Annotated in this window: 25 protein-coding genes; 9 read left to right on the top strand and 16 right to left on the bottom strand. The window is 68.9% G+C overall.

The genetic code is table 11. The features are described from left to right. On the bottom strand, positions 1 to 1,535 hold a 1,535-nt coding region (locus ACLL81_RS06230; RefSeq protein ID WP_411287484.1), incomplete at its 3' end, for a TonB-dependent receptor. A 345-nt stretch (positions 1,536 to 1,880) separates the two neighbouring features. After that, positions 1,881 to 3,125, bottom strand: a complete 1,245-nt coding sequence (locus ACLL81_RS06225; protein WP_411287483.1) for a serine hydrolase domain-containing protein — start codon at positions 3,123 to 3,125, stop codon at positions 1,881 to 1,883. Between the two features lie 138 nt (positions 3,126 to 3,263). Between ACLL81_RS06225 and ACLL81_RS06220 the strand changes: the two genes are divergently transcribed. Then, on the top strand, positions 3,264 to 4,592 hold the full coding sequence (locus ACLL81_RS06220) for a dicarboxylate/amino acid:cation symporter (protein WP_411287482.1): 1,329 nt from the start codon (positions 3,264 to 3,266) through the stop codon (positions 4,590 to 4,592). Here the strand turns inward: ACLL81_RS06220 and ACLL81_RS06215 are convergent. Further along, entirely contained in the window at positions 4,589 to 5,020 is a 432-nt protein-coding gene (locus tag ACLL81_RS06215; RefSeq protein ID WP_411287481.1) for a response regulator, read from the bottom strand. The genes ACLL81_RS06220 and ACLL81_RS06215 overlap by 4 nt on opposite strands. Before the next feature lie 363 nt (positions 5,021 to 5,383). Between ACLL81_RS06215 and ACLL81_RS06210 the strand changes: the two genes are divergently transcribed. Both ACLL81_RS06210 and ACLL81_RS06205 read left to right on the top strand, forming a co-directional pair. Next, the gene (locus tag ACLL81_RS06210; protein ID WP_411287480.1) at positions 5,384 to 5,650 is read left to right on the top strand and encodes a hypothetical protein; all 267 of its coding nucleotides are present in this window, start codon (positions 5,384 to 5,386) and stop codon (positions 5,648 to 5,650) included. Position 5,651: 1 nt separating this feature from the next. Continuing rightward, positions 5,652 to 6,311, top strand: coding sequence for an alpha/beta hydrolase fold domain-containing protein (locus ACLL81_RS06205; RefSeq protein ID WP_411287479.1), 660 nt, complete (start codon positions 5,652 to 5,654; stop codon positions 6,309 to 6,311). A gap of 173 nt (positions 6,312 to 6,484) precedes the next feature. On the opposite strand, the gene ACLL81_RS06200 is transcribed toward ACLL81_RS06205, so the two are convergent. After that, the gene (locus tag ACLL81_RS06200; protein WP_411287478.1) at positions 6,485 to 6,994 is read right to left on the bottom strand and encodes a hypothetical protein; all 510 of its coding nucleotides are present in this window, start codon (positions 6,992 to 6,994) and stop codon (positions 6,485 to 6,487) included. A 79-nt stretch (positions 6,995 to 7,073) separates the two neighbouring features. Beyond that, positions 7,074 to 8,741, bottom strand: coding sequence for a M28 family metallopeptidase (locus ACLL81_RS06195; RefSeq protein WP_411287477.1), 1,668 nt, complete (start codon positions 8,739 to 8,741; stop codon positions 7,074 to 7,076). Positions 8,742 to 8,956: 215 nt separating this feature from the next. On the opposite strand from ACLL81_RS06195, the gene ACLL81_RS06190 reads away from it, so the two are divergent. From ACLL81_RS06190 to ACLL81_RS06180, 3 genes are read left to right on the top strand one after another with little or no spacing between them, the layout of a single operon-like run. After that, positions 8,957 to 9,670 carry a hypothetical protein gene (locus ACLL81_RS06190; RefSeq protein ID WP_411287476.1) on the top strand — a complete coding sequence of 238 codons (714 nt, stop codon included), beginning with the start codon at positions 8,957 to 8,959 and terminating at the stop codon, positions 9,668 to 9,670. Between the two features lie 4 nt (positions 9,671 to 9,674). Continuing rightward, a complete protein-coding gene (locus ACLL81_RS06185; RefSeq protein WP_411287475.1) occupies positions 9,675 to 10,076 on the top strand; it encodes a phage holin family protein in 402 nt (133 codons plus the stop codon). After that, the gene (locus ACLL81_RS06180; RefSeq protein ID WP_411287474.1) at positions 10,073 to 10,981 is read left to right on the top strand and encodes a DUF3618 domain-containing protein; all 909 of its coding nucleotides are present in this window, start codon (positions 10,073 to 10,075) and stop codon (positions 10,979 to 10,981) included. The genes ACLL81_RS06185 and ACLL81_RS06180 overlap by 4 nt, the downstream gene beginning before the upstream one ends. A gap of 39 nt (positions 10,982 to 11,020) precedes the next feature. Here the strand turns inward: ACLL81_RS06180 and ACLL81_RS06175 are convergent, their stop codons facing one another. The 7 genes from ACLL81_RS06175 to ACLL81_RS06145 all read right to left on the bottom strand — a co-directional run bounded on the left by ACLL81_RS06175 (position 11,021) and on the right by ACLL81_RS06145 (position 16,842). Further along, on the bottom strand, positions 11,021 to 11,371 hold the full coding sequence (locus ACLL81_RS06175) for a DUF3147 family protein (protein ID WP_411287473.1): 351 nt from the start codon (positions 11,369 to 11,371) through the stop codon (positions 11,021 to 11,023). After that, positions 11,368 to 12,042 (bottom strand): hypothetical protein, encoded by a 675-nt coding sequence (locus ACLL81_RS06170; RefSeq protein ID WP_411287472.1) that lies wholly within the window; start codon positions 12,040 to 12,042, stop codon positions 11,368 to 11,370. Before ACLL81_RS06170 ends, ACLL81_RS06175 begins: the two co-directional genes overlap by 4 nt. Next, positions 12,042 to 12,746, bottom strand: a complete 705-nt coding sequence (locus ACLL81_RS06165; RefSeq protein ID WP_411287471.1) for a HupE/UreJ family protein — start codon at positions 12,744 to 12,746, stop codon at positions 12,042 to 12,044. Before ACLL81_RS06165 ends, ACLL81_RS06170 begins: the two co-directional genes overlap by 1 nt. Positions 12,747 to 12,841: 95 nt before the next feature. Beyond that, a complete protein-coding gene (locus tag ACLL81_RS06160) occupies positions 12,842 to 14,065 on the bottom strand; it encodes an MFS transporter (RefSeq protein WP_411287470.1) in 1,224 nt (407 codons plus the stop codon). A 115-nt stretch (positions 14,066 to 14,180) separates the two neighbouring features. Then, positions 14,181 to 14,774, bottom strand: coding sequence for a DUF4142 domain-containing protein (locus ACLL81_RS06155; protein WP_411287469.1), 594 nt, complete (start codon positions 14,772 to 14,774; stop codon positions 14,181 to 14,183). 60 nt (positions 14,775 to 14,834) lie between these two features. Then, the gene (locus ACLL81_RS06150; RefSeq protein WP_411287468.1) at positions 14,835 to 15,779 is read right to left on the bottom strand and encodes an aspartyl protease family protein; all 945 of its coding nucleotides are present in this window, start codon (positions 15,777 to 15,779) and stop codon (positions 14,835 to 14,837) included. Positions 15,780 to 16,047: 268 nt separating this feature from the next. Further along, the gene (locus ACLL81_RS06145) at positions 16,048 to 16,842 is read right to left on the bottom strand and encodes a DUF3313 family protein (protein ID WP_411287467.1); all 795 of its coding nucleotides are present in this window, start codon (positions 16,840 to 16,842) and stop codon (positions 16,048 to 16,050) included. Positions 16,843 to 17,259: 417 nt separating this feature from the next. Between ACLL81_RS06145 and ACLL81_RS06140 the strand changes: the two genes are divergently transcribed. After that, positions 17,260 to 17,625 carry an EthD domain-containing protein gene (locus ACLL81_RS06140; RefSeq protein ID WP_411287466.1) on the top strand — a complete coding sequence of 122 codons (366 nt, stop codon included), beginning with the start codon at positions 17,260 to 17,262 and terminating at the stop codon, positions 17,623 to 17,625. A gap of 2 nt (positions 17,626 to 17,627) precedes the next feature. Here ACLL81_RS06140 and ACLL81_RS06135 read toward each other — a convergent pair whose 3' ends face one another. Then, positions 17,628 to 18,695: a beta-N-acetylglucosaminidase domain-containing protein gene (locus ACLL81_RS06135; RefSeq protein WP_411287465.1), complete on the bottom strand. Its 1,068-nt coding sequence runs from the start codon at positions 18,693 to 18,695 to the stop codon at positions 17,628 to 17,630. A gap of 106 nt (positions 18,696 to 18,801) precedes the next feature. Between ACLL81_RS06135 and ACLL81_RS06130 the strand changes: the two genes are divergently transcribed. Both ACLL81_RS06130 and ACLL81_RS06125 read left to right on the top strand, forming a co-directional pair. Further along, complete coding sequence (locus ACLL81_RS06130; RefSeq protein ID WP_411287464.1) at positions 18,802 to 19,956, top strand: saccharopine dehydrogenase family protein; 1,155 nt, start codon at positions 18,802 to 18,804, stop codon at positions 19,954 to 19,956. A 10-nt stretch (positions 19,957 to 19,966) separates the two neighbouring features. Beyond that, positions 19,967 to 20,845 (top strand): sugar kinase, encoded by an 879-nt coding sequence (locus ACLL81_RS06125; protein ID WP_411287463.1) that lies wholly within the window; start codon positions 19,967 to 19,969, stop codon positions 20,843 to 20,845. Between the two features lie 6 nt (positions 20,846 to 20,851). Here ACLL81_RS06125 and ACLL81_RS06120 read toward each other — a convergent pair whose 3' ends face one another. From ACLL81_RS06120 to ACLL81_RS06110, 3 genes are all read right to left on the bottom strand, one after another. Next, the gene (locus ACLL81_RS06120; RefSeq protein WP_411287462.1) at positions 20,852 to 21,553 is read right to left on the bottom strand and encodes a methyltransferase family protein; all 702 of its coding nucleotides are present in this window, start codon (positions 21,551 to 21,553) and stop codon (positions 20,852 to 20,854) included. 34 nt (positions 21,554 to 21,587) lie between these two features. After that, positions 21,588 to 22,337 carry a RadC family protein gene (gene radC / locus ACLL81_RS06115; RefSeq protein ID WP_411287461.1) on the bottom strand — a complete coding sequence of 250 codons (750 nt, stop codon included), beginning with the start codon at positions 22,335 to 22,337 and terminating at the stop codon, positions 21,588 to 21,590. 44 nt (positions 22,338 to 22,381) lie between these two features. Next, positions 22,382 to 23,994 (bottom strand): M1 family metallopeptidase (locus ACLL81_RS06110; protein WP_411287460.1); only part of this gene is annotated, 1,613 nt, incomplete at its 5' end.

Below are 23,994 nucleotides of genomic sequence, written 5' to 3'. Positions count from 1 at the left end.
AAGCAGAACAGCCGGGCGCTCTCGAAGGACTGCTTCTTATCCAGCGTGTAGCGCAGTCCTGCGGTTATCTTCCAGGCTTCGGTCAACTTGTAGTCAATCTGGCCGTAGGCGGCGTAGGACTCGTTGACGTTCTCCGACGAGCCCAGGGCGTAACGGCGCAGCGGGTTAGGCGCCGCCGGCGTCTGGGTAAGCGGGTTGAACGGAGTCTCGAAGCGCGGATCGTCAGGATAGCGGGCGTCCGACAGGGTGTAGTTGGAGCCTTCGCGGTACTGGTAGACGCCGAACAGCCACTGGGCCGGGCCGTCGGTGGTCGACGCGAAGTTGATCTCGTTCGAGAACCACCAGACCTCTTCGTGGTATTGGTTGTGCTGGCGGGGCGAGATGAAGATGCCCTCGGCGGGGATGTTGGTGGTGCCCAGACCGAGCGGGTTGGTCGCCGTGGCTGGCAGCACGTTCGGCGTCGTGCGGGTGACCAGGAAGCTGGTGGTCCGCGCGGTGCCGTCCAGGTCGGTCTGCAAGCGGTAGTCGTAGTAGTTGTGGCCGCCCGTGTACTTCACGTCGAAGCCTTCGAGGTGCAGCACGGTGTTCAGCGTGAAGGAGACGTTCTCCAGGCTGATGTAGTTGCCGTCGTTGGTGCTGAAGCAGCGCGAGCAATCGTTGCCGGGCAGCGGGTCGGTGAAGCCGAAGTTCGAGCTGGGCGTCAGGCCAGTGGCGAACAGCAGGCCGTTCTCGCGCACGCCGATGGTGCGACCGCTACGGCCGCCGGGGCCGCGGCCGACGTTGTGCCACTCCGCCGTATTGCCCTTGAACCACCACTCGAACTTGCCGTCGTCAGTTTCGCCGTCGATCTGGTACTCGATCTGCCACTCGTCGCCGCGGCCGCCTTCGTCCTCGCCGCCGGAGAGGTTCTTGAAGTAGCCCTTGTCCTGGCTCGAGTAGGAGCCGGCGACGCGGCCGCGGACATTGCCCCACTGCAGCAGCGGGCCGGAGACCGTGGCTTCGTAGGTCTGGTAGTCGAAGTTCTGGAAAGTGGCGCGCACCTCGCCCTCGAACTCGTCCGTGGGGCGCTTGGTGATGATGTTGAGCGCGCCGCCGATGGAGTTGCGGCCGTAGAGTGTGCCCTGGGGCCCGCGCAGCACCTCGGTGCGCTCGATGAACAGGGTGGACCTGGCAAACGAGGTCACCGACGAGGTGTAAAACCCATCGGAGTACATGGCCACGCCGCCCTCGGTGGAGCGGTTGTTGGTGAAGCGGCCGATGCCGCGAAGCGCAATGCGGTCATTGTTGGTGGAGTAGGATAGGCCCGGGGTGAAGTTGGTCAGGTCCTGCACCGAGTTGATGCCGACCACTTCGCGGCGCTCATCGGAGAAGGCCGAAACCGCGACCGGCACGTCCTGCAGGGACTGCTCGCGCTTTTCGGCGGTGACCACCAGCTCTTCAATCTGGTTGCCCCGCGCGTCCTGCGCCTGTGCGGCGCCGGCTAGCATGGCGGCGGCGATTGCAGCAGACAGCAGCAGTCGATGTTTGTAGTCCATGACGTTTCCCCCAAGCCCTTAAGGCAGCCCTTTTTATGGGTTGTAACCTCGGTCATGCGACGGGGGCCGTCAATCACCTTGCGCGTAACAATGTATCACCAATCGCAAGGTGTTGTTTTCAAATGACGGTTGGGCCCCGGTTTTCGAGATTACGGTACGGGGCGCGTGTCGCGCTGGTTGTGATTCGACAGGCTCTAGCTTGAGGCGGGCGGCCTTCCGCCTCGGCGCGGCAACCGAGAACCGCAGGTTCCCCAAACCAGCCGAACTACGGCCTCCAAACGCGCTTGGGCGGTTCTTCGCGCCAGCAGGGGCTAGAGCCCCAGCGCGCGCGCAACCCAAGCCCGCCTATTTCGCCCGGTCGGTGAGCGCCTGGTAGACGACTCTGGGTGTGATCCCGCGCACGTCGGGGGTGCCGCCGCCGGGGACCGAGCCGCGCAGGTTCTGGATCATGCCCACAAACACCAAGTCGTTGGTGGGATCGATCCAGAACCAGGTCCCGAACGCCCCGCCCCACCAGTAGCTGTCGATCCCCTGCGGGCTCTTGGCCGCCGCCGGGTCACGCAGCACGGCGAAGTCCATGCCGAAGCCGACCCCTTGCTGCACCGGGCCATAGAGGTCTACCCCGACCCCGGGGCGCAGTACGTCGCGGCGCATCAGCTTAACGGTCTCGGGCTTGAGAATGCGGCCGCCCTCCAGCTCGCCGCCATTCAGCAGGGCCTGGGCGAAGCGCCAATAGTCCTCGGCGGTGGAATAGAGCCCGCCGGAGCCCGCCAGGAAGCGCGGCGGGGTGGTCTGTACCCGGCCGGGGGGGTTCGCCAGCACGATCTTGCCGGCGGGGTCATAGGTGTGCACCGAGGAGATCCGTGCCGCCTTCGAGGGGTCGGCCCAGAACTGGGTGTCCTTCATGCCCAGGCGCGTGAAGATGTGGTCCTGGAAGTAGCGGTCCAGGGACTTCCCCGAGAGCTTCTCGACGATGTAGCCCTGGATATTGACCACCGGTCCATAGGCCCAGTCCGTGCCCGGCTGAGTGGCCAGGGGCAGTTTGGCAAGCTTGTCGACCATGCCCTGCAGGTCGGTCTCCGACAGGTTGGCGCCCGCATAGCCGGCGCTGACGTCGAAGCCTGCGGTGTGGCTCATCAACTGGGCCATGGTCATCGGCTGGTCCTGGGCGACCGCCGCGCCGCCGGCTGCCTTCACCTTCAGCCCGGCGAAGGCCGGGATGTGCTTGGACACCGGGTCGTCCAGCTTCCACTTGCCCTGCTCATAAAGCTGCATCATCGCCACGCCGGTGATCGGCTTGGTCATTGAGGCGATGCGGAAGATGGTGCCGGTCGTGACCGGAGCCTTGCTGACCGCGTCCTGGGCGCCATAGGCGTCGAAGTGCACCACCTTGCCGTGGCGGGCGACCAGGGTGACCACGCCGGCTAGCTTCTGCTGGTCCACCAGGGCATGCATCTCGCCGTCCAGCGCCTTGAGGCCGGAGGCCGAGAAGCCGACGCTCTCGGGCGGGGCGAGCTTGACCTGGGCGAAGGCGGGGGCGGCGATCAGCGCGACGGCCCCGGCCAGCAACAGGCGCTGGGTGATGGACATGGTGGTTTTTCCCTAATGATTCTTGGCCCGTGCGGCGGGCGACTATGGCCGCCAGCATTCCGCAGCTTCGAAATTTCGGCCACAGGTTTTTCTGCGTAGGTTCGCGCGCAACGGGCCTGACGCCCATCAGGGGGAAACTTGGCGACCATCAGCAAGACGGCGGAGCCCGCGGCCCGGGCCAGGGGCCTGCACCGGCAGCTCTATGTGCAGGTGCTGGTGGCCATCACGCTCGGCGCCGTGATCGGGCATTTCTGGCCGGCTACCGGCGAGAGCCTCAAGCCCCTGGGCGACGCCTTCATCAAATTGGTGAAGATGATCATCGCCCCGCTGATCTTCCTGACCGTGGTCACCGGCATCGCCGGCATGCGCGACCTAGACAAGGTGGGTGGCGTGGCCCTGAAGGCCTTCGCCTATTTCATCACCGTCTCGACCTTTGCCCTGGTGGTGGGCCTGATCGTGGCCAATGTGGTGCAGCCCGGGGCGGGGATGAACATCGACCCCGCCACCCTCGACGCCGGGGCCGTCACCGATTACGCGGCCAAGGCCCAAGACACCACCATCACCGGCTTCCTGATGGAAATCATCCCGGCCACGGTGGCCGGAGCCTTCGTGGACGGCAACATCCTGCAGGTGCTGTTCTTCTCGATCCCGTTCGGCCTGGCCCTGGCGATGATCGGCGACCGAGGCCAGCCGGTGCTGGATGTGCTGAACGCCACGGCGGAGGCCTTCTTCAAGCTGGTGGCGATGTTCATGCGCGCGGCGCCCATCGGGGCGTTCGGGGCCTTCGCCTTCACTATCGGCAAATATGGCATTGCTTCCATCGCCAACCTGGCGGCGCTGGTGGCCACCTTCTACCTGACCGCCATCATCTTTGTGGTGGTGGTGCTGGGGCTGATCGCCCGGCTGAACGGCTTCTCGATCTTCAAGCTGATCCGCTATCTGAAGGAGGAGCTGCTGCTGGTGCTGGGGACCAGTTCCTCGGAAGCCGCCCTGCCGTCATTGCTCGAGAAGATGGAGCGGGCAGGGTGCGCCAAGTCCATCGTCGGGCTCGTCGTGCCCACCGGCTACAGCTTCAATCTCGACGGCACCAACATCTACATGACGCTCGCGGCGCTGTTCATCGCCCAGGCGCTGGGGATCGAGCTCAGCCTGTCGGACCAATTGCTGCTGCTGGGGGTGGCCATGCTCAGCTCCAAGGGCGCGGCGGGGGTGACCGGGGCGGGCTTCATCACCCTGGCCGCCACGCTATCGGTGGTGCCCAGCGTGCCGGTGGCGGGGCTGGCGCTGATCCTGGGCGTCGACCGGTTCATGAGCGAGTGCCGGGCGCTGACCAACTTCGTGGGCAATGCGGTGGCGACCATCGTGGTGTCGCGCTGGGAAGGCGGCCTTGACCGGGAACAGCTGGACGCGGCGCTGGCCGGTTCGCCTCCGCTGGCGGCGCAGCCGGTCGAAGCGGACGTGGATTAGCCCGCGCGGCTCAGGGGCTGGCGGGCTTCGCCGGGGCCGGCGGCGCGCTGGATGGAGGCGATCAGGCCCGACACCAGGATGGGCTTGGAGACGAAGTCGTTGAAGCCCAGGGCGGTATACTCCTGGGGCCGGCGGGAGATCACGTCGGCGGTCAGCGCGATCACCGGCGTGTTGCGTTCGGGCCCCACCGAGGCGCGCAGCTTTTCCACCACCTCGATGCCGGTCATTCCCGGCATGTGGATGTCCATCAGCACCACGTCGAAGGTCTGGCGGCCGAGATGCTCCAGGGCTTCCGCGCCGCTGGACGCCATCACCGCGGCGTGGCCGAAGGCGGTGAGTATCTCCTGAACCACGCGCAGGTTCATCGGATCGTCGTCCACGTGCAGCACCGAAAGCGGTCTGCCGGGCATGGCCTTCAACTCGGACACCTTAACGCTCCATGGCGCCGGGCGTGGCGAGATATGGCCCGGATTACGGCGGAACCTTGGCATGAAGAAGCTAAGGTAAGGCTTACGGCTTTGGCTAATCGCCGTTAAGCAAGCTGAACAACAGTGCTGTTCTGGCACGCTACAGACGAACCCCAGATGTGGCCGGTCTGGTGGGCGCGGATTCCCAAGATCTCCGCAAGACGGCTACGGTTAAGCTCAAGCCGTCCGGCCTGGGTCTGCTTGGTTGGGCGGGGGCCCTGCAGCCTGCGTGCACTGAGCGCTTTGCGGTGTCCGGGCCGGGCGCTAGACAGCCCCTCGCGCGGGCGGCGTCGGGACTTCGGATTTCCAGTGGCGGCAGGGTGGATGATCGGCGTGATGGTGGAGCCGCCGGGGGAGCCCGCGGCCTTGCGCCACTACTATGCGGTGGGCTTCGAGGACCGCGCAAAGGCGGAATGGACTGCTGTGGACCGGGCGCTGACCGCCGGCCGGGTAGCCGCCAGCCCGGTGAAGGGCCTGGAGCCGGTGCAGGCGCTGGCCGAACTCACCGCGCATCGCATGAAGATGCTGGGCCTGGCGGCGGGCGAGGTGCGCGAACTGGGCTGGAAGTATCCGCGGCGCTGGCTGGGCTGAGGTGTCAGGCTGGGCCAAGTCCGGCAGCAACCAGCGCCGCGACCGACGCGGCGAGCGCCAGGACCTCCACCAGCCGCACCCAGCGGACGGCGTAGCGCGGCCTCATCGTCCTGTGGAGGACATCGTGGCGGCCTGGCGTTGGTTCCACGCAACCTATCCCGGCGAGCCGGTGGTGGCCCTGGCGGAATCGGCGGGCGCGGCGGTGCTCCTGTCCGCCCTTCAGCAGGCCCGCGACCGGGGTCTGCCCGCGCCAGCCGGGGTGGTGCTGCTGTCGCCCTGGGTGGATCTTTCGCTGCAGAGCTGGTCGGTGACGGCGGCGTCACTGATGGGGACGACGCCCTACACCATGGAGAGCCTTGCCCTGGTGGCGCGGTTTTACCTCGACGGCCGCTCGGCGACGGACCCGGTGGCTTCGCCGCTGTTCGGCTCCTTCGAGGGGTTCCCGCCCATGCTGATCCACGCCAGCCGCGGGGACATCCTTTATGACGACGCGGTGCGGCTGGCCGACAAGGTGCGCGAGGTGGGCGGCGACCTGACCGTGCGCCTTTGGGCCGAGGAGACCCATGTGTGGGAGAGGATGCACACCGCCAAGGCGAAGCAGTCGATCCTGCTGGCCGCTGACTTCATCCGCCGCCGGCTCGACGCCAGGGTGATGGCCTAGACCACGCGTAGCGAACGCGTCATCCGGGCGCGCCGTATGGGTCGGAGGGAACGGCGTCGCGGGACCTGGGCAAGGCCTGCGCGGCTGCACGGGTGACGAGAATTTCCGAAGGCGGATCGAACGGACGCCTGCCGCGCACTGTCTCCTCAGCGCGCGGCAGGGTCCTCTCGGGCTCAGCAGGCGTAGCGGCGTTGCACCACCACGCGGCGGCCGGAGTAGGGGTCACGAACCCGCTCGCGGCTCACGCAGGTGCGGCCGGAGTAGGAGTCGCCGTAGCTGTTCCCGTAGCCCGGGCTGTAGCCGTTGCCGTAGCTGTTCCCGTAGCCCGGGCTGTAGCCGTTACCGTAGCTGTTCCCGTAGCCCGGGCTGTAGCCGTAGCCCGAGCTGTAGCCGTTGCCATAGCCGTTGCCGTAGCCCGAGCTGTAGCCGTTGCCGTAAGAGTTGGAGCCGTAGCGCGGGTCTTGGTAGCCGTTGTTGTAGTAGCCGGTGTTGCGGTTCCTGTTGGAGCTGGCGAGAGCGGCCCCGATGGCGAGGCTAGCGATGCCGGCAATCACCGCCGCGCCGCTGCTGCGGCTGCGGTTGTAGTCATCGTAATAGTTCTGCGCCTGAGCAGGCAGGGCGGTGGCGGCGACAGCGGCGCCGACGGTGACGGCCGCTATGGCGGCGGAGAGAGACTTGCGCATGAAAGAGCCTCCTTTAGGCTTGAGGCTCAATGACTTAGCGATCATGTGCTGAACGCTGGCTGAATGACGCCTTCAGCTATCAGCGCCTTTCAGATGCGCTCGTGGCCCGGATTGGCTTGAACTCTGAGCCGGGGTTCCAGTCCGGCCAGGCCCGGGAGTTGGCCAGCTCCAGGCCCGCCTCATAGACTAGGGCCACGTCCTGGGCGGCGCCGCGGTAGTCCTGGTCGGGGCTCCAGCGGTCGCACGGCTGGTGGTAACAGTTGGCGGTGTAGTCGCTGACCCACTTGTCCCCCGCGGGCCGGCCGCCGACCACCAGGTCCGGGCCGCCGCCGATGCCCATCAGCAGGAGGGTGGGCACGCCGCGCTTGGCCACCGAGAAGTGATCGGCGCGGTAGAAGAGCGCGCGCTCGGGCCTGGCGTCGGGGGTGACGATGCGCCCCTGGCGGACGGCGGCGCGGGCCAGGTACTGCTCCAGCTCGTTCTGGCCGGCCCCCACCAGCACCACGTCACGGGACGGCCCGGCGGTCTGCAGCACGTCGAGGGTGAAGTTGGCTACCGAGGAGGCCAGCGGGAAGGCGGGCTTCACCGCATAGTGCTCCGAGCCCAGCAGGCCGCGCTCTTCCGCCGTCCAGACGCCGAACGCGATGGTTCGCTCGGGCCTCGGCCCCGCGGCGAAGGCGCGGGCGATCTCGATGACGCCCGCCACCCCCACCGCGTCGTCCGCTGCGCCGCGCCGGATGGTGTCGCCCGAGGCGTCGGCCGGCCCGATCCCGAAGGCGTCCCAGTGGGCCGCGTACATGATGCTCTCGTGCGGGTGTTTCGTCCCCGGCAGGGCGGCCAGGACATTGGCGCTCTTCAGCCGCTCGACGGTGAGCCGATAGTCGGCGGAGAAGGTGGCGCCCTTCAGCGCCACCGGGTGAAAGCCTGCCGTGCGGGCGCGGACCTTCTCGGCCTCGAAGTCGAGGCCGGACTGGCGGAACAGGTCCACGGCCAGGTCGCGCTGGATCCAGCCCTGGATGAGCAGCTTCTCGCGGGCGGGATCGGCGCGCACCACGTCGAAGCTCTCGCCGTTGGAGGCCAGCACCGTGCTCCAGCCATAGGCCGCGCCGGCGGTCTCGTGGACAATCAGCACGCCGGTGGCGCCGCGGCGCACGGCCTCCTCGTACTTGTAGACCCAGCGGCCGTAGAAGGTGGCGGCCTGACCGCCGAACTTGCCGGCCACGGGGTCGGTGGACAGGGCCTCAAAATCGGGATCGTTGATCAGGACGACGGCGATCTGGCCCTTCAGGTCCTGGCCCTTGAAGTCGTCCCAGCCGCGCTCGGCGGCGGCGACGCCATAGCCCACGAAGACCAGCGGCGCGGCCTTGATTCTGACCCGTTCGATGGGCCGTTGGGTTCCGACCATCAGGTCCTTGCCCTGGGCCAGCGTGCGGCTGCGGCCGCCAGCGGTCAGGCTGAAGGCCGAGCCCGGCTGCACCTGGAAGCGGTAGAGCGGCACGTCCTGGGTCCAGCCGCCACCGTCGCCCGCGGGCTGCAGGCCAAGCGCTTTGAACTGGCCGACCAGGTAGTCGATGGTCCTGGCCTCCCCCGGCCCACCCGGCGCGCGGCCGGCGAAGGGGTCGCTAGCCAGGGTGCGGGTGATCTCGGAGAGGCGGGCAGGCGAGATGGGCGCGGAGTCCTGGGCGGCGGAGGGCTGGGCCAGGAGGGCGCTGGCGGCCAGGCCGGCGAGCAGGCGGACAGGGGTCATAGGGGGCCTCGACGCCGGAAACGGGCGCTAACCCTAGGGCTGGCGCCGGGGCGCGCCAAGTCGCGTAGGACCAACACTTACGGGTGGAAGCTTTTTTGCTGGCCCACGGCGCGACCGAAACCCGGTCATGGGCGTTAGGCAGCCAAGGCGCGCGGCCGCTCGGTTGGCCGCGCTTCATCGCCTGCAACCTGAAACGCGGCTTCTCGGAGGAAGACATGAGCACTATCGATCCCACGGACGGCCTTGGGACCACCGGCGCCTCCAGCGGCGCGGACACCAAGACCCAGGCCAAGGAGCTGATCGGCCAAGCCGGCCAGACCCTTAAGCACGAGGCCCAGACCTTCGCCGCGGCGGCGCAGGACAAGGCTCGCGACGAGGTCCAGAAACACACCCAGACGGCCACCAAGACCCTGGGCGACTTCGCCACCGCAGTGCGCCGCGCCGGCGACGACCTGGCGCAACACGACCAGAGCCTGGCCGGCCGGCTGGTGGGCCGGGCCGCCGATGGCCTGGAGACCCTGTCACGCAATCTCGCCGACAAGCAGCCGGAAGACCTGCTGGCCGCGGTCCGCGATTTTGGCCGCAAGAACCCGATGGCCTTCATCGGCGGCTCGGTCCTGGTGGGCCTGGCGCTGGGCCGCTTCGTGCGCGCCTCGGGCCAGCATCGGCAGGCCAACACGGTGTCCGGCGGCAGCCCCTGGCCGGCCGCGGAGAGCACCGCCTACGGCGCCGAGGGAGACATCACCGCCTTCTCCGACGAGGCGCTCTATGACGACGACGCCGAGTTCGATGGCGCGGAATCGAGCGCGACCAGCGCCCTGAAGGCGCCCCTCGCCGACGACCTGGGCGGCCTGGAAGCGACGGACGCGGACGACACCGTCAACGGCCCGGGCGGCGCCTCGCGCGGCCGCTTCGATCCGGGCGTCTAGGGTCATGGACGGGAGCCCACATACCCCCGACGCCAGGACCCTGCCTGAACTGGTCCAGGCGCTCACCGGCGACTTGGCGAACCTGGTTCGCAAGGAGTCCGAACTGGTCCGAGCCGAAGTGACCGAGAAGTTCTCGGCCACCGGCAAGGCTCTGGGTGAGGTCGCGGCCGGCGGCGTGCTGCTGCTGGCGGCGCTGCTGGTCCTGCTGCAGGCCCTGGTGATCGCGCTCTCCAAGGTGATGGACCCCGTGTGGGCCTCGCTCTTGGTCGGCGTCTCGGTGGCCGCCGCCGGCTACATGCTGATCAAGGCCGGCGTGAAGATGATGAAACCGACGAACCTGACGCCTGATCGCTCGGCGCGGCAGCTGTCGAAGGACGTCCAACTCGTGAAGGAACAGGTGACATGACGAAATCTTCCGAAGAGATCGAACGCGAAGTGGAAGCCACCCGCGGCGACCTGGACCGAACGGTCGAGGCCCTGAAAGAGAAGATGAGCCCCGGCCCGCTGTTCGACGAGGCGACCCGGGCGATGGGCGGCGCCAGTAACCAGCTCTTGACCAAGGTCGTGGAGCAGGCCCGCGAGAACCCGGTGCCGATCGCCCTGATCGGCTTCGGCCTGGCCTGGCTGGCGTTGAGCCAGAAGAAGTCGCAAAGCCGGCGCTATGCCGACGGCTATGAGCGCCGGGCCTTCACCGATGGCGGCGGCTACCAGACCTATGAGGGCTACCAGGAGACCGACGGCGCGGGGACGCGCCTGAAGGCCAAGGTGGACCATGCGGTGGACGCCGCGAAGGACGGCATCGCGGGCGCCAAGGACAAGCTCTCTGGTGCGGTGGCCTCGGCCCGTGACGGCTTGGCCCACGCTCGCCACGACGCGGCGGACGGCGCAAGCGGGGCCAAGGCCAAGATCAACGCCATGGCGCATTCCGCCTCCGACCGGGCTGGTCGGGTTAAGGTGCAGGCCGAGCAGCGCTTCCACGACACCCTGGACAGCGAGCCGCTCATCCTGGCCGCCATCGGCGTGGCGGTGGGCGCGGCCGTGGGCGCCGCCCTGCCGTCGACCCCGGCGGAGAACCGCTACGTCGGGCCGACCCGCGACAAGCTGGTGGGCAAGGGCAAGGACGTGGCGCAGGCCTCGCTGGAAGACGCCAAGGGCATCGCCGAGCGCGCCTACGGCCAGGTGAAGGAAGAACTGCACCGCCAGACCGGGCCCGAGGGCGAAGGCTCGACCCTGAAGGAAAAGGCCCAGGCGATCGCTACCGCCGGCGCCACCACCGTGCAAGACGAACTGCACGGCCGTCTGCCGAACTGAGGACCTGACCCCGGCGTGCGATGCACGCCGGGGTCGCCCTTAGAGCCTCAGACCCAGCCTTGGCCCCAAGAGGGTCATGGCGAGGTAAAGCCCGACGGTGAGCGCGCAGCCGGCCGCCAGCGCTGGCCAGAACCCGACGCCGCGCCGCAGCAGTGCCGGGACCAGCAGGAACATCGGCAGGGACGGCAACACGTACCAAAAGGTCGCCTGGGCGTGGGTGGCGAGCCGCGCCGGGTCCGCGGTGTCGCGCCACAGCCAGATCATCCCCAGGATCGAGACCAGCGGCAGCGAGACGATCAGGGCGCCGGCCCCTGGGCTGCGCTTGGCGACCTCGGAGACCACCGCGATGATCAGGCCCGACAGCAGCGCCTTGACGACCAGATAGATCATCCGCCGGCTCCGGGGCGCGAAGGCAGCGCCTGGGCCGCCGGCACGTTGGCGACGATGCCGGCCTCGTTGCCTGGCTGGCCCGCAGGGATCAACTCGTAGAATCCGGCGATCCGTACACGGACCACAACCGGCTTGACGGTGGAATTCTGGAAGAACCAGCCCTGAATGCCGTCGAAGGGGGCGGTGAGTGCGCCCTGCTGAGCCTGGCTGTTGGCCTGCTTGTAGGTGGCCACCGTCATCGACTGGCCGGGCTTCGCCACCAGGGTGTGGCCGTGGAAGTCGTAGTAGAGGTCGGAGGCGTTGACCACGCCGAGCGCCTGCCACTGGTAGATCAGGGTGGCGTCCTTCGCCATGCGCACCTTGTACTCCAGCTCATAGGCCGACCGGGCGCCGGTGGCGGCGGCTAGCGGGATCTCGATCACGTCGGTGCGCCAGGCGGTGGCGTACTCCCGCGCTCGCGCTACGCCCGAGGCGCTGGGGTCGATGGGGATTTCCTTCGGCGCCCAGATGCGCGCCAGGCCGGTGGCCTTCCCAAGGCCCAGGGGATCGCGGCCGTACTCCGCGGGCAGGATGGCGGCGAACAAGATCAGGAAGGCCACGGCGGCGGCGCCTGCCGTAGCGACGATGAGCCGGCCGCGGGAGAACCGGGCGGCGGGCGAGAGCTCGGTCATCAGCTTGCGCCTCCCAGCGCATATCCGGCCAGTTGGTAGCCCATCAGCAAGAATCCCACGGCCATCAGGGCGACGTTGGCCGCGGCGGCCAGCCGGCCGAAGCTGACGGTGCGGCGCCAAAGCGTCATGGCCGCCAGGATGACGCTCAGCGCCAGCAACTGGCCCAGCTCGACGCCCACATTGAACGACACCAGGTTGACCGCCAGGCCGTCCGAACTGAGTTCAAGCGCCTGCAGCTTGGTGGCCAGGCCCAGGCCGTGGATCAGGCCGAAGCCCGCCACCATGGCGCGAGGGTCGGGCCGCCGGCCGGCGAGCGTGCGGAAGCCGTCGAGGTTGTCGAAGGCCTTGTAGACCACCGACAGGCCGATCAGGGCGTCCACCAGGAAGGCGTCGGCCTGGAGGCTGAGCAACACGCCCGCCAGCAGGGTGATGGAGTGGCCGATGGAGAACAGGGTGACGTAGAGCGCCACCTGCCTCAGCCGGTGCAGGAAGAACACCACCCCCACTAGGAAGGCCAGGTGGTCGTAGCCAGTGACCATGTGCTTCGCGCCCAAGTAGAGGAACGCCAACACCTGCGGCCCCGGGTGGGCCTGGATGAAGGCCGCGTCCTTGTCGGCCACCCCGTGCGCCAGGGCCGCACCCGCCATCAGCGCCCATGCGAGACCCGCGAGGGCGAGGACAGGGGTCGAGCGCAGGGGCGGCATGGCCGCCTTAGTGCAGCTTCAGCCGCACGAAGGCCATAGCCGGCGTGGCGGTGCGCCCGCGACCGCACATCATCGCCAATGCCGCAAGGCCGCGCTCAGGGGTCGCGGCCCACATGCAGCAGCCGCGCGGCGCGCCAGCCCAGCCAGGCGGCGGGGATCAGGCCGAGCGCCGAGAACACGATCGGCGCGGACGGCCCCACCGAGGAGAACAGCACGCCGGCGATGATGGGACCGGCCACCCGGGCCAGGGACCCCACCGCGGTGCTGGCGCCCAGCGTCGCGCCCTGGCGATCCGGCGTTGCCGAGCGAGAGACCAGGGAGGTCACCGCCGGCTGAGTGCTGGCGTGGCCCGCCACCCCCAGGACCATGCAGACCACCACCAGCCACGGCCAGGGACTGATCGCCTGGATCATCAGGCAGATGGCGGTGAGGCTGAGGCCCAGCGCGATGGTCACCCCCGGCCCGATGCGGCGCACGAAGATGCCGGACAACACGCCCTGGCTCAACGCGGCGGCCACCCCCGTCAAGGCCATCACCAGGCCGATGTCGCGCGGCCCCCAACCGAAGCGGACCTCGCCCCACAGCCCCAGCACCGCCCACATGGCGGAGAACGCTGCGAAGGAGACGAAGGTGCAGCCCAGCAGGGTGGCCAGCACGGGATGGCCCAGGGACTCGGTGATGGCCGCCAGGGGGTTGCGGCGGATGCCGGGGGGCCGCGGCCCCAGCCGGCTCTCGCGCACGAAGACCAGCACGCCGATACCGGCCAGGACGCAGAGGCCGGCGGCCAGCTCCAGGGGCGGGCGGAACCCGGCGGCGCCCAGCTCCGGCCGGGCCAGCAGGCCGCCGATGGCCGGACCCACCACGAAGCCCACCCCGAACGCCGAGCCGATCAGGCCCAGGCGCCCAGCTAGCCGCTCCGGCGGGGTGACGTCGACCACATAGCCCTGGATGGTCGACATGTTGCCGGAGAAGAAGCCGGCCGCGCCGCGGGCGGCGATGGCGATCCAGATGTTGGGCGAGAAGGCCAGGGCCAGGTAGCCCAGGGCCGAGGCGAAGATGGTGATCAGCAACACGGGCCTGCGGCCGATGCGGTCCGACAGCCGGCCCCAGAACAACTCCCCCAGGAACTGGCCGGCCGAGAAGGTCGCGAACAGCAGCGTCACCTGCCACGCCTCGGCTTCGAACACCGTGGCGAAGAACGGCAGGAGCGGGATCACCACGCCGAAGCCGATCAGGCTCAGGAAGACGATCAGCAGCAGCACCGGGACCGCGCCCGGCGCATCGCGCGGATCTCTCGAACGGGCCGGGGCGGCGGTCATGGGCCGGGCTTAGCCCCGGCCGGCGCCACACTCCAGTCGGAACACGGCCGGGCGCGCATCTTTAAGATCCTCCCCCAGGGCGAAAGCCCGGTTGAGGGGGAGGAACTATGGCGGCTCAGCCCATCTGCAGCTTGCGGACCTCGTCCAGGTGCATCTGGACCTTGGGCATGGCCTTCATGGCGCCGGCCTTGAGGTCTGCGTTCTGGCCGCCATCGCCATACGTCTTCATCAGGGTCAGAGCCTCTTCGTGGGCGGCCACCTGCTGGGCCAGATAGACCCGGTCGAAGTCGGCGCCGTTGGCGGCGGTGAGGTTGTCGAGCATCCCCTTGCGGCGCTGGTCCAGTTCGGTGGGCGGGGCCTCGCCGGCGGCCATCACCATCGGCTTCATCCCGTTCATCATGGCCGTGTGGTGCTCGACCATCTTCTTGCCGAAGGCCTTGACGACGGCCGACTGGCCCTTGGCCTGAGCCATCTTGCCGGCCGCGATCTCGTACATGTCGCTCATGGCCGCGGCGTTGACGAAGCCGCCAGTGGTGGCGCCCATGGTGGCGGCCGAGGTTTCGCCGACAACCGCGCCGATGGCGTCCTGGGCGGCGTTCACGGGGGCGGTCTGGCCCGGATTGGCGTCGTTGGTGGCCGCTTCCTGGCGCTGGCAGGCGGAGAGCGCCAGAGCCGAGGCGGCGGCGCAAATGATCAGGGCGTGTTTCATGGTGGGCAGCTCCCGTTGGAATCCTGGCCACTGAACCCTTGCTGCCGGGCTTGGTTCCGCTCAGCGGCCCCGGGCGCCGGGGGTCAGGAACAGGCGGCCGCCGCGCAGGTCCAGCGCCATCTCGAAGGTCTCCAGGGCGCCCACGCCCAGCAGCCCCTGCGGAATCGGGCCGCGCACGCTGGGGGCGTAGATCTGCACCTGCACATCGGCCAGCTCGCGGCCGGCGAAGCGAACCTGGCTGGCGGTGACCAGGGCGTCCAGGCTTACGCCCCCCAGGCTCACTGACCGGGCCTGCGTGCGCGGCCGCCCGTCCAGCAGGCCCGCCGCCTGGGCCGCCTCCCGCGACAGGGCCAGCACACCGGTAGCGCCGGTGTCGATCATCACCTCCAGGGCCGGCGCGTCCTCCACCTGGACGGTGGTCATCGGCGCGCCACCCGCCAGCCTGAGGGGAACGGCGAAGGCGGCCGGGTCGGGGGCGAAGGCTTCCCGCGCCTGCAGGGCCACCCGGCGGCGGGGAAAATCAGCCAGCACCACCAGCTCGCGCAGCACGTCGCGGCCGACCAGCAGCTGGAAGTCCCGCCCGGTGACCGCCGAGAGGCTGCCGATCTCCAGCACCGCGGCGCGGACGCCACCGACCCTCAACTGGCCCATGTGGAGGTCGAGACCGACCGTATGGGTCAGGCTGGGGCCGCCGGAGACCCCGAACGCCAGCAAGGGCAGGGCCGTGGCCTTGGGCAGGGCCAGGCGCTCGGCGAGGCCCCGGTCGATGGCGGAGAACTGGGCGCCGGAATCGATCACCGCGCGGATCGGGACGCCGCCGACTCTGGCCGGGACTTCCAGGAGACCGCCGCGGCGGGGCAGGTCGATCCAGTCCGTGCGGGTAAGCCCTTCGGCGAAGACGACGCGCGGGGCCGGCGGGAATACCCGTTCGCGCAGCACCAGGGCGCCCGCGCCGGCCAAGCCCAGCAGGCCGAGATTGGGGATGAGGCCGCGGCGGGAGATCACGCTGTGGTCCTGGGGGTCGGGGCGGCGGAAGTTTGGCAGGGCGGGTGCGGCTCGCTCGTGGTGAGAATCTGACGGATGGTCCCCATCCGACAAGCGGACTCTCCCGAGGTCAAGGGCCAGTCCGCAGGCTCCGCCTTAAGCCATTCTCTCTATGTTGGTGCTTTGAGCCAGCGTGTCAGTCCGCGCGTGCGACGGTCGTGTCGGAGTGGCGTAGTCAAGCAGATTTCTAGTCAAAGAGGCGAAGTAGGCAGTTAGCCGATAACTGACTTCACCTGGGATCCTTTCGTTCATCATCGGTGTCTTTCGCACCAGCCAACTCCGGCACGTAAAGGCCCGTGGCGAAGCCGGCGATTATACCAGCTGGACTGAAACGTGGTCCAAACCGTTGGCACGGATCGGGCGTGGCGATAGGCCGAGGTTTCCTGCTGGTCGGCGAAAACGCATCACCCACCGCATCGCCGAACGGCTCCGCGAGTTGCAGGGCGTCGCCGACCCGGGAGAGTGATGGGGAGTCGGTTCCGACCACGGTAGCGTTTCGCGCCCAGATGATGGCGGCGATCTGGGCCGCGTCCGGGCCGATCAGTTCAGCTTCAGCGGCCAAGCCCCCAGTCGCGCCCGGTATCCTGACGCCGATGGGGCCGGGAATAAAATAGCTCGCCGTGGCCGACGCCAGTGAACCTGCCTGACCCGTGGCGTTGATGCGGACAACGGCCGCGCGTATGGTCGCCGCGTCAGGGGCGGCATCCGAGATCACGGTGAAGCGCTCGCTCACCTCATAGCAAATCTGGCGATCAACTTCGCGAAGCACGCGCGCGCGATCGGCTGCCGACACGGCCTCGCCAACTCCGGCCATGAGCACGCTGGGCGCGATAAAGACGCGCTCGATACCGGCGGCTGCTTCGTCGTCGCGCCTTTGAAGGACCGAGGCGCGCAGGCTTTGCCCTGGGGCCGCCAATCCCTCGTAAGATCCTAGAAACCCCGTTTGCGTTTCGGGAGCCGTCTGGCAGGCGCCGAGGGCCAACACGGCTGATACAGCTGCGATCGAGAGTGTCCGGGTGATCATGGCGATGAGTCCGTTGAATCAAATTTTCGCCGCGTTGAGGCGACCAGGGTCGACATTGACCGGCCGCCCTATCGCTCCCGCGGTCCTAGCAGGAGTCCGCAGTCTTGTTGATCCGCTCCATTGCCTGGAACACGCCGCACTGGCGTTTTCCAGCCTAGGTCAGGGTGACGGAAGGGGGCTGACGCAGCCGTTGGCGAGCTGCCTGGAAGCGAATCCTGAGACACCAACCTGAACTGACATGTCGCCTTTTCGGATAGGTGGCCATGTCTGCTAGTGGCGCCCTAATGGCGTTGCACCGATAATCGCTCCACGTCCGCAACGGGTCGCGAACCGAAATAGGGGTCGCGCCAGGAAGCGGACCTTCGTCGGGCTCCTATGTCGGCGTCGATCCGTTAGCGTGAGGCCCGGAGGCTCCCGATGCTGAAGCTTACCTTCGCGCTGATCCGCCAGCCGCACCTGACCCGCGAGGCGTTCCAGGCCTACTGGCATGGCCATCACGCCCCGCTGGTGGCCAGCGTCCGCGAGGTGCTGGGCATCCGCCGCTATGTGCAGATGCACAGCTTGCCGCAGGAGATGTCGGCGGGCCTGCGCGACAGCCGCGGCGCGCCCGCCGACTACGACGGGGTGGCGCTGCTCTGGTACGATGGGTTGGACGATCTCGCCCGCCGCATGGACGACCCCGCCGCCCGCGACGCCGCCCGGATGCTGCTGGAGGACGAGAAGCTGTTCATCGACCACGCGGGCTCTCCGCTGTGGTGGGGCGAGGAGAAGCTCATCTTCTAGGTCTACTGGGTCTGCAGTTCCTCGCCGGTGATGGCGTAGCCGCCGCCCAGCCAATCGATGATTTCCCGCGCCGCGGGGTGGTCGAAGGCGGCGAAGCGGGTGCGGAGCGCTTCGCGGCGCGCGTCGTCGAAGCCGCCCAGGCCCACGTCCTGCAGCCAGCCGAGGTTGGTCTCCACCGCGTGGGCGAAGTCCGCACCCAGCACCTCGATCGCCGCGGCGCGAAAAGCGGCGGCGTATCCATAGGCCTCGCCCGCGCGGTAGCTCTCAGCCAGCGTCAGGCAGGGGACGCGGCTGAGCACCGCCTGGGAGGCGGTGTTGACCGCGTGGCCGGCTAGGTGGTCGCCGATCGCCGCCGGCCGGCCGGTGAAGGCCCGCAAGTGCAGGCGCAGGCTCATCCGCGGCCCGTCGTTGACGGGGTAGTTGTCCCACAGGAACGGCTTGCGGCGCAGGATCCCGGCGACGCGCGCCAGGTGGCCGGGGGAATACTCCCGCGAACAGACCTCCTCGCCGGTCCACATGATCTGAATGGCCGGATCGAGGCCGGCGCCCAGGTCGTCGAGGTAGCCGTCAGGCCGGGCGCCGAACACCCGGTCCAGAACCGGATCGTCGGTGTAGTAGCTGGGGGCGACGATCAGCCGGCTGGCGGCGCTGCGCTCGGCGATCCAGTGGACGATCTCGACCTGGCGCGCCGCCAAGTCGGGGAGGTCGCCCTTCATGTCGTCGAAGAACACGCCCAGGTCATCGAGGCCAAGGGCATCAAAGGCGGCGAGCTTCTCGCCCAGGGCGTCCTTCGCGGCCCCGTCGAAGTCAAGGAACAGCTCATAGGGGCTGAGGCCCACGCCGAAGCGCACACCGGCCCCGCGGCAAACGCCGGCGAACTGGGCCAGGGCGGCCATCTCTTCGGACGGATGCGGCTCGCGCCAGCGGCGGCGTAGATAGGCGTCCGCCTTGGGCGCGTAGAGGTAGAAGCCGTAGCCGGCGGGGGCCAGCGCCCGGACCATACCGGCGCGCTCCTCCCAGCTATAGGGTCGGCCGAAGAAGCCCTCGATGATCCCCAGCTCGACGCCCACATGGTCCTCCCGACTCCCCGCCAGCTTAGCGCGCTGCGGGTTGTGATAACGATGTAAATTCGTCAAGGTCGCCGCCGCAGCGAGAGACTGGAGGGGGACTACCGCCATGAACCCGAACGCCGAGTTCGACATCATCGTCTATGGCGCCACCGGCTACACTGGGCGGCTGGTGGCCGAGCACCTGGCTGGGCGCTATGGCGTCGGCGGCGAGATCAAGTGGGCCATGGCCGGGCGCTCGGCGCAAAAGCTGGCCCAGGTGCGCGACGAGATCGGCGCGCCCAAGGACACCCCGCTGGTGGTGGCCGACGCGGCCGACCCGGGCAGTGTGCGGGCCATGGTCGCTCGGGCCAAGGCGGTCGTCACCACGGTGGGGCCCTATCAGCTCTACGGCTCCGACCTGGTGGCGGCGTGCGCCGAGGCGGGGACCGACTACCTGGACCTGTCGGGCGAGCCAACCTGGATGCGCCAGATGATCGACGCCCACGAGGCCGCCGCCAAGGCCAGCGGGGCGCGAATCCTGTTCTCCTGCGGCTTCGATTCCATCCCCTTCGAGCTGGGCGTGTTCTTCGCCCAGGAGACGGCGAAGGCGAAGCTGGGCGGGCCCGCACCCCATGTGAAGGGCCGGGTGCGCGCCATCCAGGGCGGCCTTTCCGGCGGCACGGCGGCCAGCGGCCGGGTGACCATGGAGGCGATGACCAAGGACCCCAGCCTGTTCCCGCTGATGATGAGTCCGTTCGCCTTGACCCCCGGGTTCGAGGGGCCAGAGCAGCCGCGTGGCGACAAGCCGGAGACCGACCCCGACGTGGGCCCCGTGGCGCCCTTCATGATGGCGATCATCAACACCAAGAACGTACACCGCTCCAACGCCCTGATGGGCCGGCCCTGGGGCGACGACTTCGTCTATGACGAGATGGTGGTGGGGGGACCGGCCGAGGCGCCGGCCTTCACCGACCTGGGCGGCGCGGCGGGCCCCCAGCCCGGCGAGGGGCCCACCAAGGCCGAGCGCGAGGCGGGCTTCTACGACATCGCCTTTATCGGCGTGGCCGCCGATGGCCGCCGCGTGAAGGTAGCGGTGAAGGGCGACCGCGACCCGGGCTATGGCTCCACCTCCAAGATGATCGCCGAGACCGCCATCTGCCTGGTCAAGGAAGCCCCTGAGGTTCCAGGCGGCGTCTGGACGCCGGGGGCGGCGCTACAGGGCCGGCTGATCGCGCGGCTGCGCAATCACGCGGGCCTGAGCTTTGAGGTCGAGTCGGCTTAGCGGCGGCGCCATGCGCGTCGTCGCCCTGGGCGAAGTCATGGTCGAACTGAGCCTGGCCGAGGCCGGCCGGGCGGCGGTGGGCTATGCCGGCGACACCTTCAACACCGCGGTCTATCTGCGGCGCCTTGGGCTGGACGTGGCCTACGCCACGGCGATCGGGGCCGGCGATCCGTTCAGCACGGGAATCCTGGCGGTGATGACTGATGAGGGCCTGGACACCTCCCTGGTGACCCGGGCGCCGGGCCGCCTGCCGGGGCTCTACGCGATCCAGCGCGACGCGGCCGGTGAGCGGCGCTTCTTCTACTGGCGCAGCGAGGCTGCGGTGCGGTCGCTGTTCGAGATCGCCGACCTGGCGGCGCTGGGCCGGGCGCTGGCGTCAGCGGACCTGGTCTATCTCTCGGCCATAACCCTGGCCGTGGTCGGCGAGGCGGGCCGGCGCACCCTGCAGGGCCTGCTGGCCGAGGCCGCCGTTCCAGTTGCGCTAGATACAAATTATCGTGCCAGGTTGTGGGACAGCCCGCGCGCGGCCCTGGCCGCCATCGAGGCCGTCGCCCCCTTCTGTCGCTACATCTCGACCAGCGCTGACGACACTCTGGCTTTGGATATGTCGCACGCCCCTGGGCGTTGGGCGGCAAGCGGCTGCGAAGTTGTGGCGCGCGGCGCGGATCATAGCCTGACGGTGCATGGGCCCCAGCCGGTGGTCTTCCCCGCGCCGCCGGCCCTGGCGGCCGTGGACACCACCGGCGCCGGCGACAGCTTCAACGCCGGCTACCTGGCACGGCGGCTGAACGGCGGTTCGGTGGCGGCGGCGGTGGCGGCGGGCCGGAGCCTGGCGGCCCTGGTGGTGCAGCACTCCGGCGCGATTATTCCCAGGGCGGCGATGGCCTAGGGCCACTCACCAGACGCCGGGGATCAGCCGAAAGCGCACCCGTCGGGAAAAGTCCGGGTAGTCGGGCAGCTCGGCCCGCAGCAGCCGGTCTTCCCAGAGCGTCCTGAGCGCCAGGAGGGCGGCGGCTACGGCGGCAGGCGCCAGGGCCCAGAGCGACCCTAGCGCCAGCGGCATGCCGATGAACATCAGGAGCGCCGAGGCGTAGCCCGGATGGCGCACGTACCGGTACGGGCCGGTGTCGATCACATGATGGTCTCGCTCAGACTGGATCCGCACGCCCGGCTCGAAAAACGGGTTCACCGCCTGCGCCCAGGCGGTGAGTGCGATACCGGCCAGCAGGGGGGCGTAGGCGACGACCATCAGCCACACGGGCGGCGCCGACCAATGAAAGCGGCCTGCGTCGAGGGCGGCCACCGGCAGGATCGCCACGATCGCTGGCAGCAGGATCGCCAGCAGCGTCTTGTCCCACCCCTTGGTCCCGGGCTGAAACCGGCTTCGCGCCTGGAAGATGCCCGGATTGACCCGGGCGAGGACCAGCGCCGCGACAGTGAACGCAAAGGTCAGGACGCCGAGGAATATCCAGCCGGGCCGCCAGCCGATCGAGCCCGCCGGCAGGAACAGCAGGACGAGCGACATCAGGATCAAGCCGATGGACGAGGCCAACGACCGGCCGCGGGACGCCGGGCTTGCGCCATCGTGAGCCGCCATCTGAGCCCTCCCCGGACCACCCTGGAGGGCCTGATCAGAACAGGCCCAGCGCCTTGAAGCTAGCCACCCCGTCGCGGCCGACCACCAGATGGTCGTGGACGGTGACGCGCAGGGGACGGGCGGCCTCCACGACCTGGCGGGTCATGTCGATGTCTGCGGCGGACGGCGTGGGATCGCCCGAGGGGTGGTTGTGCACCAGGATCACCGCGCTGGCGGAGAGCTCCAGGGCTCGGCGCACCACCTCGCGGGGATAGACCGGCGCGTGGTCCACGGTGCCGCGGTTCATCACCTCGTCGGCGATCAGCTGGTTCTTCTTGTCGAGGTAGAGGACGCGGAACTGCTCGCGGGCCTCGTGCGCCAGGGCGGCCTTCACATAGACCAGCAGGGCCTGCCAAGAGGAGATCACCGGGCGCCTGCCGATGACTTCGCGGGCCATGCGAAGGGACGCCTGGTGGGTGAGCTTCAGGTCCAGCGCCACGGCGTCGCCGATGCCGGCTACGGTCTTGAGTTCGTCGGCGGTGGCGCCCAGCACGCCGGCCAGGGACCCGAACCGGACCAGGAGCTGCTTGGCCAGCGGCTTGACGTCGCCGCGGGGAATGGTGCGGAAGAGCTGCAGCTCCAGCACCTCGTAGTCGGGCAGGGCCTCCAGCCCGCCCTTCAGGGCGCGCTCGCGCAGCCGCTCGCGGTGCCCGGCGTAGTGCGGCCGGGGCTTGCGCGCACGAGCGGCGGCCAGCCACAGATCAGGCTGGGGGGCGGCGTCTTCGACGGCGACATGGCGGCTCATGGGGCCGCAATGTTCCCCATGCGTTCACGCTGCGCAAGGGCAAACTAGCCGCCCGTCACCTTGATCGCGTTGTCCTCGGAGTTGCGGTCGATGCGCTTGTTGTAGGGATCAACGCCGGCGAACTTCGGCGGCTTGTCCACCGTGACCGTGAGGCTCTGGGTGCCTGTGCGGATCGGGGCGGTGGCCAAGTGCAGCACGTCCTTGGCGGCGAAACCCTTCTTGCCGGGCTCGGCGGTGAACACGCCCACATCGAACATCTCGCTCGATAGGGGCGCCTCGGTCTCCTTGCCCTGGCCGTCGGCGTAGAGCTTCTTGGCCTCGAAGGTCAGCGTCACGTCCCAGCGGCCGTCGGCGCGCTTCTTCGCCGCCGCGGTCCTGGTCTTCACGTCGTAGAGGGTGATTTTCTCGAAGAGGTCGGTGATCAGCTGGTCATGCTCGGGCCCGGCCTCGGCGCGCAACGCGTCGACCAAGTCCTGGGAACGCGGGTAGGGCGCACCCTGGAAGGCGTACTGCGCCAGGAGCCGACGAAGCGCCGCGTTGACCCGGTCCTCGCCGATCCGGTCGCGCAGCTGGTACATGACCATCGAGCCCTTGTTGTAGTGGATGTAGGGCTGGTTCTCGACGCGGATCAGCGGCAGCTCCTCCACCAGTTCCCCGCCGCGGCGGCGCAGATAGGTGTCCAGCTCGCGCTTCAGAAACTTGCGGATGCCGTCGGGGCCGTAGGTCTTCTCCATGACGATCAGGGCGGAGTACTGGGCGAGCGTCTCGGAGAGCGCGGTGCCCCCTTGCATGTCCGCGCCGATCAGCTGGTGGGCCCACCACTGGTGCGCCAGCTCGTGGGCGGTGACATAGGTGACGAAGTCGATCTTGTCGGGCTTCGACGGGTCCTGGATGAAACCGATGCCCTCGGAGTAGGGCATGGTGTTGGCGAAGGCCTGGGCGAACTGGGCGTAGTCCGGGAACTCCAGGATGCGGGCCTGGCGGAACTGGTAGGGGCTGAAGTTGGCCTGGTAGTAGTCGAGCCCGGTCTTCAGCGCGTTGATCATCCGCTCGACGTTCCAGGGGTGCTGGGCGTCGTAGTAGATGGCCAGCTCGACGCCCTTGTAGTCGACCTTGCGGATCGCATAGCGGGCCGACTGCACGGAGAAGAAGTGCAGCACCGGCGCCTCGGTGCGGTAGCGGATGGTGCGGCGCCCATCGCGTGTCGTGTCGGAGATCCGGTAGCCGGGCGCCACCGGGGTCTGGTCGGCGTCGGTGGTGACGGTGATGTCGGCGTTCACCCAGTCGGCGTTGGCCACGTAGTTGCGGACCTGGGCGGTGCGGTCCTCGAGCTTTGGCGGGCGAAGCTGGGGCGGCAGGCCGTACTTGCGGCGCTTGGCGCGGTCCTGCAGCAGGCGGTCGCGGCCCATGCCGATGACCGGGGCGAACTCGTAGTTGTTCACGAAGCTGCCGTTGTCGACGATGCGGGTGGTGTTGCCGGAGTTCTTGAAACCCCGTTGCGCCATCACCGTGTGGAAGGTCATCTCCGCGCGCTCGCCCGGCTGCAGCGGCCGGTCAAAGGTGAAGATGCGGTAGTTGAAGCGGTCGAAGGTCTTCACCTTTGACCGGCCGCTGCAGCCGGGCGAGCGCGCGGAGATGACCTTCCACACGGTGATGG

Source organism: Phenylobacterium sp. (genome assembly GCF_046590535.1).
GTDB lineage: Bacteria > Pseudomonadota > Alphaproteobacteria > Caulobacterales > Caulobacteraceae > Phenylobacterium.
The sequence above is the reverse complement of the archived record's forward strand: the minus strand, read 5'-3'. Positions and strand labels throughout refer to the sequence as shown.

Bases quoted from the DNA above. Each gene is read 5' to 3' on its own strand.
- ACLL81_RS06225 (WP_411287483.1), bottom strand. From the start codon at position 3,125: ATGTCCATCACCCAGCGCCTGTTGCTGGCCGGGGCCGTCGCGCTGATC.
- ACLL81_RS06210 (WP_411287480.1), top strand. From the start codon at position 5,384: ATGATCGGCGTGATGGTGGAGCCGCCGGGGGAGCCCGCGGCCTTGCGC.
- ACLL81_RS06200 (WP_411287478.1), bottom strand. From the start codon at position 6,994: ATGCGCAAGTCTCTCTCCGCCGCCATAGCGGCCGTCACCGTCGGCGCC.
- ACLL81_RS06195 (WP_411287477.1), bottom strand. From the start codon at position 8,741: ATGACCCCTGTCCGCCTGCTCGCCGGCCTGGCCGCCAGCGCCCTCCTG.
- ACLL81_RS06190 (WP_411287476.1), top strand. From the start codon at position 8,957: ATGAGCACTATCGATCCCACGGACGGCCTTGGGACCACCGGCGCCTCC.
- ACLL81_RS06185 (WP_411287475.1), top strand. From the start codon at position 9,675: ATGGACGGGAGCCCACATACCCCCGACGCCAGGACCCTGCCTGAACTG.
- ACLL81_RS06180 (WP_411287474.1), top strand. From the start codon at position 10,073: ATGACGAAATCTTCCGAAGAGATCGAACGCGAAGTGGAAGCCACCCGC.
- ACLL81_RS06175 (WP_411287473.1), bottom strand. From the start codon at position 11,371: ATGATCTATCTGGTCGTCAAGGCGCTGCTGTCGGGCCTGATCATCGCG.
- ACLL81_RS06170 (WP_411287472.1), bottom strand. From the start codon at position 12,042: ATGACCGAGCTCTCGCCCGCCGCCCGGTTCTCCCGCGGCCGGCTCATC.
- ACLL81_RS06165 (WP_411287471.1), bottom strand. From the start codon at position 12,746: ATGCCGCCCCTGCGCTCGACCCCTGTCCTCGCCCTCGCGGGTCTCGCA.
- ACLL81_RS06160 (WP_411287470.1), bottom strand. From the start codon at position 14,065: ATGACCGCCGCCCCGGCCCGTTCGAGAGATCCGCGCGATGCGCCGGGC.
- ACLL81_RS06155 (WP_411287469.1), bottom strand. From the start codon at position 14,774: ATGAAACACGCCCTGATCATTTGCGCCGCCGCCTCGGCTCTGGCGCTC.
- ACLL81_RS06145 (WP_411287467.1), bottom strand. From the start codon at position 16,842: ATGATCACCCGGACACTCTCGATCGCAGCTGTATCAGCCGTGTTGGCC.
- ACLL81_RS06140 (WP_411287466.1), top strand. From the start codon at position 17,260: ATGCTGAAGCTTACCTTCGCGCTGATCCGCCAGCCGCACCTGACCCGC.
- ACLL81_RS06130 (WP_411287464.1), top strand. From the start codon at position 18,802: ATGAACCCGAACGCCGAGTTCGACATCATCGTCTATGGCGCCACCGGC.
- ACLL81_RS06125 (WP_411287463.1), top strand. From the start codon at position 19,967: ATGCGCGTCGTCGCCCTGGGCGAAGTCATGGTCGAACTGAGCCTGGCC.
- ACLL81_RS06120 (WP_411287462.1), bottom strand. From the start codon at position 21,553: ATGGCGGCTCACGATGGCGCAAGCCCGGCGTCCCGCGGCCGGTCGTTG.
- radC (WP_411287461.1), bottom strand. From the start codon at position 22,337: ATGAGCCGCCATGTCGCCGTCGAAGACGCCGCCCCCCAGCCTGATCTG.